General features: G+C 65.1%; 15 protein-coding genes. 9 read left to right on the forward strand and 6 right to left on the reverse strand.

Translation table 11 applies throughout. The features are described 5' to 3' along the window. Nucleotides 1-53 precede the first annotated feature (53 nt). Nucleotides 54-287, reverse strand: coding sequence for a hypothetical protein (locus tag ABQE89_RS21325; RefSeq protein WP_448420313.1), 234 nt, complete (start codon nucleotides 285-287; stop codon nucleotides 54-56). A 72-nt stretch (nucleotides 288-359) separates the two neighbouring features. On the opposite strand from ABQE89_RS21325, the gene ABQE89_RS21330 reads away from it, so the two are divergent. From ABQE89_RS21330 to ABQE89_RS21350, 5 genes are all read left to right on the forward strand, one after another. Then, nucleotides 360-1649, forward strand: coding sequence for an alpha/beta hydrolase fold domain-containing protein (locus ABQE89_RS21330; protein ID WP_448420315.1), 1290 nt, complete (start codon nucleotides 360-362; stop codon nucleotides 1647-1649). A gap of 55 nt (nucleotides 1650-1704) precedes the next feature. Further along, nucleotides 1705-2727 carry a DUF2293 domain-containing protein gene (locus tag ABQE89_RS21335; RefSeq protein ID WP_448420317.1) on the forward strand — a complete coding sequence of 341 codons (1023 nt, stop codon included), beginning with the start codon at nucleotides 1705-1707 and terminating at the stop codon, nucleotides 2725-2727. 121 nt (nucleotides 2728-2848) lie between these two features. Continuing rightward, nucleotides 2849-3442, forward strand: a complete 594-nt coding sequence (locus ABQE89_RS21340; protein ID WP_448420319.1) for a TetR/AcrR family transcriptional regulator — start codon at nucleotides 2849-2851, stop codon at nucleotides 3440-3442. Nucleotides 3443-3575: 133 nt separating this feature from the next. Continuing rightward, a complete protein-coding gene (locus tag ABQE89_RS21345; RefSeq protein WP_448420320.1) occupies nucleotides 3576-4022 on the forward strand; it encodes an MmpS family transport accessory protein in 447 nt (148 codons plus the stop codon). Further along, a complete protein-coding gene (locus tag ABQE89_RS21350) occupies nucleotides 4019-6877 on the forward strand; it encodes an MMPL/RND family transporter (RefSeq protein WP_448420322.1) in 2859 nt (952 codons plus the stop codon). The genes ABQE89_RS21345 and ABQE89_RS21350 overlap by 4 nt, the downstream gene beginning before the upstream one ends. Before the next feature lie 139 nt (nucleotides 6878-7016). Here the strand turns inward: ABQE89_RS21350 and ABQE89_RS21355 are convergent, their stop codons facing one another. Further along, entirely contained in the window at nucleotides 7017-7574 is a 558-nt protein-coding gene (locus ABQE89_RS21355) for a class I SAM-dependent methyltransferase (protein ID WP_448420324.1), read from the reverse strand. A gap of 71 nt (nucleotides 7575-7645) precedes the next feature. Here ABQE89_RS21355 and ABQE89_RS21360 point away from each other — a divergent pair, with 71 nt between their 5' ends. Further along, nucleotides 7646-8959 (forward strand): plasmid pRiA4b ORF-3 family protein, encoded by a 1314-nt coding sequence (locus ABQE89_RS21360; RefSeq protein ID WP_448420326.1) that lies wholly within the window; start codon nucleotides 7646-7648, stop codon nucleotides 8957-8959. A gap of 93 nt (nucleotides 8960-9052) precedes the next feature. On the opposite strand, the gene ABQE89_RS21365 is transcribed toward ABQE89_RS21360, so the two are convergent. The 4 genes from ABQE89_RS21365 to ABQE89_RS21380 all read right to left on the reverse strand — a co-directional run bounded on the left by ABQE89_RS21365 (nucleotide 9053) and on the right by ABQE89_RS21380 (nucleotide 11606). Next, on the reverse strand, nucleotides 9053-9436 hold the full coding sequence (locus ABQE89_RS21365) for a type II toxin-antitoxin system death-on-curing family toxin (protein WP_448420328.1): 384 nt from the start codon (nucleotides 9434-9436) through the stop codon (nucleotides 9053-9055). Next, complete coding sequence (locus tag ABQE89_RS21370) at nucleotides 9433-9630, reverse strand: antitoxin Phd (RefSeq protein WP_448420330.1); 198 nt, start codon at nucleotides 9628-9630, stop codon at nucleotides 9433-9435. Before ABQE89_RS21370 ends, ABQE89_RS21365 begins: the two co-directional genes overlap by 4 nt. A gap of 52 nt (nucleotides 9631-9682) precedes the next feature. Continuing rightward, the gene (locus ABQE89_RS21375) at nucleotides 9683-10825 is read right to left on the reverse strand and encodes a serine hydrolase domain-containing protein (protein ID WP_448420332.1); all 1143 of its coding nucleotides are present in this window, start codon (nucleotides 10823-10825) and stop codon (nucleotides 9683-9685) included. A gap of 79 nt (nucleotides 10826-10904) precedes the next feature. Further along, nucleotides 10905-11606, reverse strand: coding sequence for a mycothiol-dependent nitroreductase Rv2466c family protein (locus ABQE89_RS21380; RefSeq protein ID WP_448420334.1), 702 nt, complete (start codon nucleotides 11604-11606; stop codon nucleotides 10905-10907). 196 nt (nucleotides 11607-11802) lie between these two features. Here ABQE89_RS21380 and ABQE89_RS21385 point away from each other — a divergent pair, with 196 nt between their 5' ends. Genes ABQE89_RS21385 through ABQE89_RS21395 form a run of 3 tightly spaced genes read left to right on the forward strand, consistent with a single transcriptional unit; the run spans nucleotide 11803 to nucleotide 13950 of the window. Further along, a complete protein-coding gene (locus tag ABQE89_RS21385) occupies nucleotides 11803-12087 on the forward strand; it encodes a type VII secretion target (RefSeq protein WP_448420336.1) in 285 nt (94 codons plus the stop codon). A 49-nt stretch (nucleotides 12088-12136) separates the two neighbouring features. Beyond that, nucleotides 12137-13441, forward strand: coding sequence for a hypothetical protein (locus ABQE89_RS21390; RefSeq protein ID WP_448420338.1), 1305 nt, complete (start codon nucleotides 12137-12139; stop codon nucleotides 13439-13441). After that, a complete protein-coding gene (locus tag ABQE89_RS21395; protein WP_448420340.1) occupies nucleotides 13438-13950 on the forward strand; it encodes a hypothetical protein in 513 nt (170 codons plus the stop codon). The genes ABQE89_RS21390 and ABQE89_RS21395 overlap by 4 nt, the downstream gene beginning before the upstream one ends. The last annotated feature ends 40 nt before the right edge of the window (nucleotides 13951-13990 follow it).

Here is a 13990-nt window from a genome sequence, read left to right on the forward strand (position 1 = left end):
GCTGCGGCCTTTCGAAACGCCGGTGCGTCCGTAGCCGACCGGTACTCGTTCGGTCAGCCGTTACGGCCGACGATCAAGTCCTTGATCTCAGCGAGATGCTCATCCACCGAGCCGAATCGGGCTCGGGTTTCCAGACGGAAATCGGCCAGTCCGGTCTCGACGGCGGTCAGACGTGTCGTGTGTTCGCGCTGGTTCATACCCAGCGCATTGACTGCCGCCAAGACGGCGCGGTAATCCCCCTGGGCTGCCTCCAGCGCAGAAATCCGCGCTTCGTGATCCTCAAGCATCCCTACGATGATCAGCGTAAGGCACGATGGCCGCGCCCCGGCCCCACCGGTGTCGCCTCGTAGAGTGGCCGAATGCGCAAGCATCGAGTCCTCCACCTCGCCCGGCAGGCCGCAGCGTTATTCGTCACGGCCGTCACCGCGGCTTCCACGCTCAACGGCTACCGGCCGCTGGCGCGTAAGGGCTACCCGTCGATCGTTTCGTTCGGGTTCGGTCTGGTGGTCAGCGAGTTCCCGTTGCAGACCCTGGTGAGCCAACTCGGTGGGCTGGCGTTGACCACTCGTCGCCTGACCCGCCCGGTGCGCGCGATCGCCTGGCTGGTGGCCGCCGTCTCGGCGATCGGTCTGCTGAACTTCAGCCGCGCCGGCCATCGGGCCGCGATTCCCCTGACCGAGGCGTTGGACCGCGGCCTGGGTGCCGATCGGCGCACCGACTCGAGGGGCCTGTGGCGTCGTCCCGCAGGCAGCGGCACCGCCAAGGCCCCGGGCGCCTTGCGGATGCTGCGCATCTACCGCGACTACGCCCACGACGGCGACATCAGCTACGGCGAGTACGGCAGCGCCAACCACCTCGACATCTGGCGTCGGCCCGACCTCGAGCCGAACGGGAAAGCGCCGGTGCTGTTCCAGATCCCCGGTGGCGCGTGGGTCACCGGAAACAAACGTGGACAAGCACATCCGTTGATGAGTCACCTCGCCGAGCTCGGCTGGATCTGCGTGGCGATCAACTACCGGCACAGCCCGCGCAATACCTGGCCCGACCACATCATCGACGTCAAGCGCGCGCTGGCCTGGGTCAAGACCCACATCGCCGACTACGGCGGCGACCCCGACTTCGTCGCGGTCACCGGCGGCTCGGCGGGCGGGCATCTGTCGTCGCTGGCCGCGCTGACGCCCAACGACCCGCGGTATCAGCCCGGCTTCGAAGAGGTCGACACCCGCGTTCAGGCCGCGGTGCCGTTCTACGGCGTCTATGACTTCACCCGGTTCGAGGACGCGATGCACCCGTCGATGCCGGAGCTGCTCGAGCAGATGGTCGTCAAACAACCGCAGTCGACGAACTTCGACACCTATGTCGACGCGTCGCCGGTGACCCACGTGGCCCCCGACGCCCCGCCGTTCTTCGTGTTGCACGGCACCAACGACTCGCTGGTGCCCGTCGAGCAGGCCCGGGGATTCGTCGCCAAGCTGCGCGACGTCAGCACCCAGCCCGTGGTGTACGCCGAATTGCCGTTCGCCCAGCACGCTTTCGACATGTTCGGCTCGGCGCGCGCCGCACACGCGGCGGTCGCGGTCGAGCAGTTCCTCGCCGAGGTCTACGCGAAGCGGCAGCAGACGTCGCGGCCGGAAGTCGGCACGGGCTGATCCTGGCGAGGAAAGCGGAGACCTGTCGGACCGCTGACGTAGCGTCGGCCTTGCTATGGCGAACCTTCACACCCGCGTCGCGCGGATTGCCGAGGCAGCCATGGCCGACCAGGGATTCGTCGGACCCGTCGATATCCTCGTCGGCCTGGGCTGGCTGGCGCAGATCAACGTCGATCACTGGGAGCGCGGCCGTTTTCCTGTGCTCAGCCGGCGCGTGACGGTCGAGGCCGACAAGATCACCGCGGCCCTGGCGGCGTTGCAGCAGTGGGCCCGAGACCGTGAATTGAAGCCGTCCGAGATCGAATGCAGAGATAAGCAATTGACCGAGGACGGCGACCCCGACACCGAACGCGCCTTCCGCACCCATTGGGGGCCGGCCTACGGGCCTGACCCCGTCTTCGAGCGTCCGCGCCACCGTCCGCAAGACATCGTAATGATCTCACCGCACGACGCGTTTGTCTGCGACGCGTGCGATGAACCCGGCGATCTACTCGTCAAGGACAAGAAGGGCACGTTGTGCTTGGAGTGCGCGGATCTCGATCATCTCGAGTTTCTGCCGTCCGGTGACGCGGCGTTGACGCGACGCGCACGCAAGGCCAGCCGTTTGTCGGCGGTGGTGGTGCGGTGGAGTAGGCGACGTAAACGCTATGAGCGGCAAGGGGTTCTGGTGGAGCCGGCGGCCATCGAGCAGGCCGCGCAGGAGTGCCTGTCCGACGCGGAGAAGCGTGCCCGCCGCAGGGAACGCGTCGAAGAGGATGTGCAGTTTCGTGGCGAGTTCGCCGAGGCTATCCGCCGACAATTTCCGGGGTGTCCGGCCGAGCGCGCCGAGGCGATCGCGTGGCACGCCGCGGCACGCGGCAGCGGCAGGGTGGGGCGAAGCGCGGCGGGGCGCTCGTTGGACCCCGAGGCGGTGTACCTCGCCGTCGCGGCGTCGGTGCGCCATGTCGACACCGACTACGACGATCTGCTCATGTCCGGTCACGACCGCGATTCTGCTCGCGCGCAGGTGTATCTGCGTGTCGAGGACGTGCTCAGCGCGTGGCGTAACGGAGTCGTGCCGCTCGACGGGCCCAGGTGAACTCGTCGTCGCTTCGGCGTCCGGTGCGCAATAGTTCGCACATAAGCTCAACTTGGGCGGCCGTCGACATACGCTAAAGACGCTACTCGCTCGCACGACGTCGGCAGCCCATGGAGGTCCTGTGATCCGCAATGCCGATGGCGGCACGGACTCTCCGTGGTCGCCGCGCGAAGCCGAGTTGCTCGGGGTGACGCTGCAACTGCTGCAGGAGCACGGCTACGACCGGCTGAGCCTCGACGAGGTGGCGACCACCGCCCGCGCCAGCAAGGCCACCCTGTACCGACGATGGCCGACCAAGGCGGAACTTGTGCTGGCCGCATTCGTCGAGGGCACCCGGCAAGCCGCCGTCGACCCCGACACCGGAACGCTTCGCGGCGATCTGCTCCGCCTCGGCGAGCAGATCCGCGCCCACGTCAGTGCGCATGCGAGCACCATTCGGGCCGTCCTCATGGAAGTCTCGCGAAGCGACAAGCTGGCCGCCATGCTGCAGGAGCAGTTCCTCGACCAGCGCAAAGCCCTCATGGCCCGTGTCCTCGCACGCGCCGTGGACCGCGGCGAGATCGACGCATCCGCGATCACCGACGACCTCTGGGACATGTTGCCCGGCTACCTCATCTACCGGTCCGTCCTCACCGGCCGGGCGGCATCGCCGCGCACGGTGCGACATCTCGTCGACACCGTACTCATCCCCAGCCTCAGCCGTCACAACTCCTGAGGCCCGGGAATCATCTCGCGCCTCGCACGGGTTGTATGGTCCGGTCCCGTACCGTACTGTCAACTTGGTTGATATGCGCCGCAGGCTGCCAACCGTCCGTCAACGCGTCATCGCAGGGTCGAAAGGGTCACGGATGCAGCGGTTTTCGATCGGAAACCGATTGATGCGACGATGGATGCTGCTGGTGGCGGTCTTCGTTATTGCGGTGGCCGGATTCGCGGTATACCGGCTGAACGGCATCTTCGGCAGCCATGACGTGACCTCGACCCCCAGCGGTGCCGCCAACGAAATCGTGCCGTTCAACCCCAAGCACGTGGTCCTGGAGGTCTTCGGGGCGCCCGGGGCCAGCGCGACCATCACCTATCTGGACGTGAACGCCCAACCGCAGCGGGTCGACGACGCGACGCTGCCGTGGGCGTACGACGCGACCACCACACAACCGGCGGTCTTCGTCAACGTCTCCGCGCAGGGCGACAGCGCATCGATCGGCTGTCGGATCACTATCGACGATGTTGTCAAGGACGAGAGAACGGTCGACGCATTGAATGCCTTCACCTTCTGCCTGGACAAGTCCGGATGAGCCAGCATCTCGCCGAGCATCCGACGACGACGGACACCGTCGCCAAGTGGATCCGTCGGCTCTGCGTTCCGATCGTGTTGTTCTGGGTGGCCATCGCCGCCCTGACCAATGCGCTGGTGCCGCAACTCGAGGTCGTCGGCGAGGAGCACAACGTCGCGTTGAGCTCCCCGGATTCGCCGTCGCTGCAGGCGTTTGAGCGCATCGGCGAGGTGTTCGAGGAGTTCGACTCCGACAGTGCGGCGATGGTGGTGCTCGAGGGAGACCAACCCCTGGGCGCTGAGGCGCATCGCTACTACGACGAGTTGGTCAAACGATTCAACGAGGACACCAGACACGTCCAGCACGTGCAGGACTTCTGGGGCGACCCGCTCACCGCGGCGGGATCACAGAGCCCCGACGGGAAGGCCGCCTACGTTCAGGTGTTCCTCGCCGGCAACCAGGGCGAGGCGTTGTCGCTGGAGTCGGTCGACGCGCTGCGCGACATCATCGCCAAAACGCCTGCGCCGCCGGGTATCCATGCCTACGTCGCCGGATCTGCGGCACAGATCGCCGATCAGTTCCAGGTGGGCAACGAAAGCACCGCGATGGTCACGATACTGACCATCGGGGTCATCGCGATCATGCTGCTGATCGTCTACCGCTCGTCGGTGACCATGATCGTCGCGCTCATCACGGTGCTCGTCGAGATGTCAGCGGCGCGCGGTATCGTCTCGTTCCTGGCGAATAGCGGAGTCATCGGCCTGTCGACGTATTCGACGAACATCCTCACGCTGCTGGTCATCGCTGCCGGTACCGACTACGTGATCTTCCTGCTCGGCCGATATCACGAGCGGCGCAACGAAGGCATGGACCGGGAGGCCGCCTTCTACGACATGTACCGCGGAACCTCGCACGTGATACTCGGCTCCGGGCTGACCATCGCCGGCGCGGTCTTCTGCCTGTCCTTCACCCGCCTGCCATACTTCCAGAGCCTGGGAATTCCGGCCGCGATCGGGATGCTCGTCGCGCTGGCAGCGTCGTTGACGTTGGTGCCCGCGGTGCTGGTGGTCGCAGGCCGGTTCGGTCTGCTGGAGCCCAAACGCCAAACCGCCAAACGAGGTTGGCGACGGATCGGCACGGCGATCGTGCGGTGGCCCGCGCCGATTCTGGTGGCGACGATGGTGCTGGCGCTGGTGGGTATCGCCTCGTTGGCGGGTTACAAGGTCAGCTATGACGTCAGCCGGTACATGCCCGGTGATGCCCCGTCCAACGTCGGATACGCCGCCGCCGAGCGTCACTTCTCCAAAGCACGGCTCAATCCCGAACTGGTGATGATCGAAGCCGACCACGATCTGCGCAACCCCACCGACATGATCCTGTTGGAACGCGTGGCCAAGGCCGTCTTTCATACCGACGGCGTCGCTCAGGTGCAGTCGATCACCCGGCCGCTCGGCACACCGCTGGACCACACGTCGATCCCGTTTCAGATCAGTGCGCAGAGCGCCGCGCAGATCAACAGCCTCCCGTTTCAGAAGGACCGCGCCGCCGACATGCTCAGACAGGTGGGCGTCATCAACGACTCGATCAACATCCTGCGCCAGCAGTACGCGTTGCAGGAGCAGTCCAGCGCGATCACACACGAACAAAGTGAGGCGTTCGCGCAGACGGTGGCCACGGCGCAGGATCTGCGCGACAAGATCGCCAACTTCGACGACTTCTTCCGGCCGCTACGGAATTACTTCTATTGGGAGCCACACTGTTACGACATCCCGATCTGCTGGGCGCTGCGGTCGCTGTTCGACGCGCTCGACGGCATCAACGAGTTGACCGACCAGCTGGCCAACGTCTCCGGCAGCATCGCCAAACTCGATGAGTTGCAGCCCAAACTGCTGGCGCTGATCCCGCCGCAGATCGCCTCGCAGGAAACCAACCGCGACCTGACGATGACCAATCACGCCACCACGTCGGGTCTTTACGATCAGACCGCCGCGGCGCTGGAGAACGCGACCGAGTTGGGTGCCGCATACGACGCGTCGGACACCGACGACTCGTTCTACCTGCCGCCGGAGGCCCTCGACAACCCGGAGTTCCAACGAGGGCTGAAGTTGTTCCTCTCGCCGGATGGTAAAGCCGCGCGCATGATCGTCACGCATGACGTGGATCCGGCGACGCCGGAAGGTATTTCGCATATCGAGGCGATCAGGCACTCCGCGAAGGAGGCGGTGAAGGGGACGCCGTTGGCGGGCTCGAGCATCTACATCGGCGGGACGGCGTCGACGTACAAGGACATCGCGGACATGGCGCGCTACGACCTGATGATCGCGGCGATCGCCGCGCTCAGCCTGATCCTGCTGATCATGATGTTCATCACGCGAAGTCTGGTGGCGGCGCTGGTGATCGTGGGCACCGTGACGTTGTCGTTGGGGGCGTCGTTCGGGCTGTCGGTGTTGGTCTGGGAACACATCCTCGGCATCGAGTTGTATTGGGTGATATTCCCGTTGGCCGTCATCCTGTTGTTGGCCGTGGGGTCGGATTACAACCTGCTGCTGGTCTCCCGGTTCAAGGAGGAGATCCATGCCGGCATCAACACCGGGATCATCCGGGCGATGGCCGGTAGCGGATCGGTGGTCACGGCGGCGGGTCTGGTGTTCGCGTTCACCATGGCGTCGTTCGTTTTCAGCGAGTTGCGTGTGCTGGGGCAGATCGGCACCACGATCGCGTTGGGGTTGATCTTCGACACGTTGATCGTGCGGGCGTTCATGACCCCGTCCATCGCCGCGTTGCTCGGCCGGTGGTTTTGGTGGCCGGTACGGGTGCGTCAGCGGCCAGTGCCGCAGAAGTTCAGCGGCGACTCCCGACAGATGGCGCTGTTCTGATTCATCGTTGCGCGCTGGTGCCCTTTCGGGAGCTCCTCGCCGAAATCTGCATCAGGCCTGTGATTCGGGCGGGCTCACGACCCTTGGGCAGATTTCGCGGTGGTTGACCAGGGGGGTATGCGATCGGACAAATCGACGCTCATCCCGTCGATCCTTTCCTCACGACCAGCCACGCTTCGCCGTCACCCTCACCCGCCGCGATGGTCTGCAGCTGAGCGAAGGCGGTCGTCAACTCCCCTGGCGCCACCCGGAATCTCCCCGGACCGGCGCCGACGACGCTCTGCGCCGAGATCGCCAGCAGCCCGCCGGGGGTCAGCCGCTCGATGATCGGCTGGTCCAGTCGGCGGTCCCGGAATCGGTGGCAGATCACCATATCGACGGGCGGTCCCGAAGGCAGGCCGAGGTCGAGATCGACGATGTCGAACCGGCAACGATGGCCGACCTCACTGCGCGCAGCCAGATCTTGCGCCGCGGCGATGGCCGTCGGTGAGATGTCGACTCCCCATACCTCCATGCCGCGGCGGGCAAGCCAGACGCTGGCCATCCCCAGCCCGCAGGCCAGGTCAAGTGCCCGTCCCTCGGTCGGGAACTCTTCCTCGAACGGGGCGAACACGGCGGGGATGCTCACGGCTTCAACGGACGGCGCCACACGACTTCGGTAGCGCTCCTCCCAACAAACGCGGTCCTGCTCACTCATCGCGGTCAGAGTACGCAGGTGGGTAGTGCGGACGGCCGACGATTTTGGCGTCTTCCGGCTACCGTGACCCTGTGTTCGGTGCAGGCACCTCCCCACGACCGGAATTGCGTCGACCACCGCGGGACGAGCTCGCGGTCTACCGAGTCCGCGTCGACCTCGACCACGCCCGGCCGCCCATCTGGCGTCGGCTCGATCTGCGTTCCGATCTGACGTTGGACGTGCTGCATCGAGTCCTGCAGGCGGCTTTCAGTTGGGACGACTATCACCTGCACCGATTCTCGGTGGGCGGTGGTCCGTTCGATCCGGGCAGCCAGGTGTTTCTGTGCCCCTACGACGCCGACGACCCAGAATTCGACGACGACGGCGGCCCGCGTGCCTCACAGGTGCGGCTGGACGAGACGTTGCAGGACGCCGGCGATCAACTGCATTACCTCTACGACTACGGCGACATGTGGGAGCTGACGCTACAGCTCGAGCAGGTGACGCCGGCACTCGACGATGCCCCCACCGCGGTCCTGGTGGACGGCGAACGTGCGGCACCGCCGGAGGACTGCGGCGGGTTGACCGACGCCGAGCAGCTTGCCCAGGTTCTCGACGATCCCGCCCTGTTCGACGCCGACAACGTCAACGCGGCGCTGCGGACCCCGTTCTTCCTTATACGCGAGGCTGGTGTCGACGCCCGCCTTGCCGATCTGGTGTATCGGCTGGAACCCACACCGGCCGGCGCGGGCTTGGCGACGCGGGCGGCACGGCTGGTCTCGGAGCCGACGACGTTGGACGATGCTGAGGCGACGGCAGCGTTGCGCGCGTATCAGTGGTTTCTCGATCGGGCCACCGACGGTGGAATTCCGTTGACATCGGCCGGCTACCTGAAGCCGACCGATGTGGCGGTGGCGACGGAACTCCTTCCAGCGATGGGTGATTGGCCAGGCGGTAGTGATCGCGAGGTGCATTGCCCTCCGCTGCTGCATTTCCGCCAGACGCTTCAGTCGCTGGGGCTGCTGCGCAAGAAAAAGGGCGTGCTGCTGTTGACAAAGGCCGGTGCCGCCGCTCAGCGTGACCCAGCGATGCTGTGGGATCACTTGGCTCGCCGGTTGACGCCTGCCGATGAGAGCACGTTCGAAGGCCAGGCGAGCTTGCTATTGCTTGCGTATGTGGGCAGCAGCGCAGACGGCGCCTTGCCCTTGGACGAGATCGCCGCTGCGCTGACCGAACTCGATTGGCGGCATGCGGACGGTGACGTGGTCCGGGAGGGCGTTCTGTACTGGCTGCCGGCGTACCTCGCGCTCGTCAATGTCTCCGACCGGCCCAGGGTTTGGGCGCAACGCCACTGGATCAGTCCCGCGGCGTCCGCTTTGGCGCGGGCGGCATTGCGTCGGGACTGAGGCGGCCCCTACGACGCGTGGGTCCCGAAGTCTTCGCGCCATCGCGCCGCTTGTTCCAGCACCTCCCGTTTGTATGACTGTGCCGTCAGTCAGTCATCCGGACGCCAATGCCTGCAGCTTCTCCGCGAGTTCTGCCAGCTCCAGATCTCCCTGGGTGGCAACGGCATTCATGAAGTTCTCGGCCTCGTCGACATCGAAGTCGGGGTCCAACTCGATGCCATTGAGGTACAGGAACGTCCATGCGGCGGCCCAGGCGGTGCGCTTGTTGCCGTCGATCAACGCATGATTGCGCGCCAGGGATTGCAGCATCGCCGCCGCCATGGTGGACAGGTCGGGATAGGCGTCGACCCCGAAGGCGGTGGCCTGGGGACGCGCCACCGCCGCATCGAGCAGGCCATAGTCGGCCACCCTCAGCTCCAGACCGACGGCTGCGGCGCCAGCGACGAGAATGTCGTCGCGATCCAGGTATTCGGTCACGCCAGGCGACGATTGAGCTCTGCGCTGCGCTCTGCGATGATCCGCGCACCTTCACGCACGCGGCGCTTGTGATCGCTCGCGGCGTCGAGGGCGGCGCGGTGTACGAACGCGCGCAACGACAGGTCACCTTCCGCGGCTGCCTTGCGCAGCTGCTCCATCTCGTCGTCACTGAAGCTGACGTTCAATGCAGGCATGCTTCGACGGTACCAGATTCAGTACTGAATCCAGTACCAAGCGAACAGTGGCCTATGCCGCCACAGCTTCGTAGACCGCGGCCTCGAACGCCAGGATCGTCTGCACCATGTTGGCGTCGAAGAACGGCAGCAGCTGTGTGGCGATCACCGCGCCGACTCCCGCATTGCGGTCGATCCAGAAGAAGCTGTTGAACAGTCCCGACCAGTCGGCCGAGCCGGCGCTGCGCATGCCGGGCAGGTCGACCAGGTACAGGTGGAAGCCGAGGCCCCAGCCCTGCGGAACGTCGAGCAGCTCGACGGGGTTGGCCAGCTCGGGGATGGTCGGCTCCATCGTCTTGGGCAGCACTGCCCCGTCGAGGTGGTCGCGCAACGCGAGCTCGACCGTCTCCTCCTTGAGGATGCGCGTGCCGTCGAGCTCGCCGCCGTTGAGCCAGGCGCGCACGAACCGCCCGTAGTCGGCGATCGTCCCGTAGGACCCGTGGCCGGCGGCGTCCCACTCGGAGACGGCCGGCAGGTCACGGGCGGTCTCCACGAGGTTGCCGTCGGGCGCCCGGAAGCGGATGGGCAGCAGCCGCGCACGCTGCTCGTCGCTCGGGGCGAACGTCGAGTCCGTCATGCCGAGCGGCGCGTAGACGTGCTCGGCGAGGTAGTCGGCCAGAGTCTGACCGCTCACCGCCTCGACGACCATGCCGAGCCAGTCGGTGCTCAGGCCGTACTCCCAGACGGTGCCGGGGTCGTGGACCAGCGGCGCGCTGAGACTTCGCTTGATGCCCTCCAGCGGGTTGGGAAAGCCCCGTTCGGTGCAGTAGGTGAAGAGCTTCTCGTTGAGGAAGTGGTAGCCGCAGCCGGCGGTGTGGTTCATCAGCTGCCGAACGGTCGCCTGGGTCTTCGGTGCGCGCAGCACGGGCTCACCGCCCTCGAAGCGGTCGAGCACTTGGAGCTCGCCGAACTCGGGCACGATCGAGGGGACGGGTGCGTCGAGCTGGACGCGGCCCTGTTCGACGAGCTGCAGCGCCGCGGTGGTGGCGACGGCCTTGGTCATCGATGCGTTGCGGAACATGGTGTCGGGCTTGGCATCTCCGGCTGAGCCCTGGTACAAGACACCGTCGCGACCGACAACGGTGGCGGCGATGCCGTGCAGCGCTCCGTCAGCCGTCACGCCGCTCAGCAGGTCGTCGATGCGCTCGAACCCCATCGGAAGCTCCTTTGCTCTGCGAATATGCGGGCCATCATCGCACGGGTCACGAGGTACGCCCGGCGGAACCGAGTCGCCGTCAGCCCTGGGGAGGGTCGAAGGGGATGACTTCGCCCCGGTTGATCGACACCCAGTCGCGGGCCTGCAGGTATGGGCGGAAGGTGTCGGTGATCGCCTGTTGGTCGGCGGGTGTCTTGGGGCGCTGCAGCTCGTAGAGATGTGGGAACTCCGTCCACGCGACGACGGCGTCCCACAGTCGCACCGCCGCCTCGGCGGCCGGTGGATCGATGAGCACCGGCCCGAACAGGCACTGCCCGTCCGGGAAGAACAAGGTAGGCACCCCGTAGCCGCCGGCGTCGACGACGCGCTGGTGGTCGGCCATCACCTCGTCGTTGGTCGCCGGGTCGGCGATGGCCTCGTCCACCAGGCCCGGATCAAAACCGAGTTCCGTCAGAAGGGTTCGGGCGACGTCCTTTTCGTGGGGTTTGAGCCCTTCGACGTGCAGGGCGCGGGCCGCGCGTTCATACCAAGCGTCGACATCCGCCATGGACTGGCGGCGCAGCAGCGCCCCGATGCGCATCATCGACCAGCCGTAGGACCACTCCCGTTCCCACGGGTGCTTCTTGCCGTCCTGACGGTTGATCTCCTCGAGGCTGAAGAAGCGCCAGTTCACCTCGAGGCCGGTGTGATCACGCACCTCGCGGATCCATCGCGACGTCTGGTAGGCGAACGGGCACATGATGTCGAAGTGAAAGTCAACGACGACAGGACGATTGATCACATCGGGACCTCGGATTGGGCGGCACGGTTGGTAGTGATTCTGCCAGCTGAAGTCGCTGGTCCCAACCATGGCCGGCGCGGCCACGGCGTGCGGGTTGCAGGCAGAAAAATTTCTGCGCCGCTGGGTGTCGCAGGAGCGTTAGGGTTGATTCGCCTGGGACGAGACTTGCGAGCTAGCAACAATCAAGGGAGACTCGATGCTTGTCGATCCGGAAGTGCTCCGTGCATTCGCAGGACAGGTCAGTGCAGCGTCCGAGGGCATCCAAGGCACCGATGTGGGCGCCAAGGCAACGACATCCGCAGATGGTCTTGTCGCGTCCACCACACAGTGGGCAATGCGCCTCGTCGGCGAGCATTTGAGGCAGCAAGCGAATGCGATCGCCACGAATGTCGATGACATGGGGGCCGCCGTTCGTGGTGCGGGAGACCGATACGAAGTTGTGGACGGCGCCCTCGCGGGAACCTTCGACGGTCTGTTCTGATCCGGTGCTGCCCTCACGCCCCCGCTTACAAGCGTGGAATCCCGATTCGATGACGCCCGCCGCGTCGGCGTTACAGAGTGCAGGCCGATCCGTTTACAGCACGGTGCGAGCTCTTGACGATGGAATCGACCGGACGTCCGTGGCGCACACATGGTCGGGTCAGGCGCATGACGCGGCAACGGCGATGTTTGGCCGCGCGACCCATACGACCTCTGAGTTCGCTCACTACACGGAAGCGGTTGCGACAGCGCTGAAAAAGGGCAGCGGATCGATCGAAGACGCCCGCGCAGCCTTGCTGGGTCACGCGGAGAAAGTAGATGCCGGCGCGCTGCACGTCACGGACACGTGGGTCGTGCTCATCAAGCCTGCCCGGGTTTCAGCCGAAGAGGCGGCCAGCCTGCTAGCGCAGGCGGAGGCCGAACAGAAGGAGATCAACCGCCTACTGATCGCCGTCGGCGACGCGGATAACGCAACCGCAGAGTCGGTGCAGGCTGAGGCTCAAGATTTCGGCTTCGCTCTGCCCAGGCCGAGTGACTTTCCGGGTCTGGATCCCGTATCTGGGGCTGCCAGACCCGCTGACGATGTGCCGGATCCGATGACGCTCAATGGGCTCATCCAGCAGGGTGTCGTCCGAGATAACGACATGGCGCAGACGGTTCGGGAGAGCCGCGAGTGGGTCACAGAAGACGGCCAGGGGCGGACGACGCTGATGATGATGGACGGCAGCAGACACGAAATATATGAGTGGAACGATTTCGCCCCGTGCGTCGAGGACACCTACTACGACAAGCACGGCAACGAGGTTTCCAACACGTTCTCGCAGGACAAGACCAACTACGACGGCACGAAGTACACATCCATCAGATTCTCCGATGGCACCGAAGTCACGATGACGCAAACTCCAGACGGAAAGACCACCGGGGGTGTGACGGCGCCCGACGGTCGCCATGGTGTCCTACCGGACGAATTCTTCACTCACCCGACGCTCACCCTTGTCGGCGGTGCGCTCACAGGACTGGGAGAACAAGCCAAACGTGGAATCCCGATGCTTTCACCACAGTCGGTTGAAAACCTTGGAAAGGCGGCCAAATTCGGTGGGCCGGCGCTAGGTGTGGCGACAGCACTTTACGAGACTGTGACGGCGAAGACGTTCTACGACGGCTGTGTCGCTGCCATTTCCGGTGGCGCGAGCGTTGTCGGCGGCTACGGTGGTGGCGCAGCAGGGGCCGCAACGCTTTCGGCACTTGGCGTTCCGCAATTGGCACCGGCTGCCGCTGCAACCGGAAGCGTCCTCGGTACATGGACTTTCGGATATGTCGGCGGAATCATCGGCAATATCGTGTGTCCCAAATGAAGCTGCTGCCCATCGCGATCATCGGCACACTGTTCTTCGGACCCATCGGGCTTTTAGCGGCGGTTTGGGCAGTCATCAACATTGGACGGGGTGAGTACCTGACAGCCGTTGTATCGCTAGGGGTCGCAATGTTCGGCCTGGGTATTATCGTCCCCTTTGCCAAGGCCGTTCCAGGAAAGCTGACCCCACGCGGTGACTTCGACAACGAGGGGACAACTATTCGGCCGGATCGATACGTTGACATACCTATCCAGATCGCGCTATTTGGTGCAACGGTAGCCAGCGTTTTGTACGTGATATTCGGACACACTGGGGTACTGGACATTCCAATGCCAAAGCAGATGCGCTTATCCCTTCCGTTCAGCAGCGCGGCGATCGCAGTCATGGGGGTGCCAATGGTATGGAGAACGTTCCGCCGCGGCTGCTTGCATTACCTGCGTTTGACCCCCCTGGGTTCACGTTCGTGCATGGATGGCGACCTGAGGGCGGTGACTGGGCGCGGGTCGTAGACGTCACTGATGCCTCCCCGAATCGGTCGGCACCATCATC

The sequence above is a fragment of the Mycolicibacterium sp. XJ1819 genome (genome assembly GCF_053483675.1).

Excerpts from the sequence above, each read along its gene's own strand:
- ABQE89_RS21370 (WP_448420330.1), bottom strand. The coding sequence starts at position 9,630 with ATGCCTGCATTGAACGTCAGCTTCAGTGACGACGAGATGGAGCAGCTG.
- ABQE89_RS21385 (WP_448420336.1), top strand. The coding sequence starts at position 11,803 with ATGCTTGTCGATCCGGAAGTGCTCCGTGCATTCGCAGGACAGGTCAGT.
- ABQE89_RS21330 (WP_448420315.1), top strand. The coding sequence starts at position 360 with ATGCGCAAGCATCGAGTCCTCCACCTCGCCCGGCAGGCCGCAGCGTTA.
- ABQE89_RS21345 (WP_448420320.1), top strand. The coding sequence starts at position 3,576 with ATGCAGCGGTTTTCGATCGGAAACCGATTGATGCGACGATGGATGCTG.
- ABQE89_RS21375 (WP_448420332.1), bottom strand. The coding sequence starts at position 10,825 with ATGGGGTTCGAGCGCATCGACGACCTGCTGAGCGGCGTGACGGCTGAC.
- ABQE89_RS21325 (WP_448420313.1), bottom strand. The coding sequence starts at position 287 with ATGCTTGAGGATCACGAAGCGCGGATTTCTGCGCTGGAGGCAGCCCAG.
- ABQE89_RS21335 (WP_448420317.1), top strand. The coding sequence starts at position 1,705 with ATGGCGAACCTTCACACCCGCGTCGCGCGGATTGCCGAGGCAGCCATG.
- ABQE89_RS21390 (WP_448420338.1), top strand. The coding sequence starts at position 12,137 with ATGACGCCCGCCGCGTCGGCGTTACAGAGTGCAGGCCGATCCGTTTAC.
- ABQE89_RS21350 (WP_448420322.1), top strand. The coding sequence starts at position 4,019 with ATGAGCCAGCATCTCGCCGAGCATCCGACGACGACGGACACCGTCGCC.
- ABQE89_RS21355 (WP_448420324.1), bottom strand. The coding sequence starts at position 7,574 with ATGAGTGAGCAGGACCGCGTTTGTTGGGAGGAGCGCTACCGAAGTCGT.
- ABQE89_RS21395 (WP_448420340.1), top strand. The coding sequence starts at position 13,438 with ATGAAGCTGCTGCCCATCGCGATCATCGGCACACTGTTCTTCGGACCC.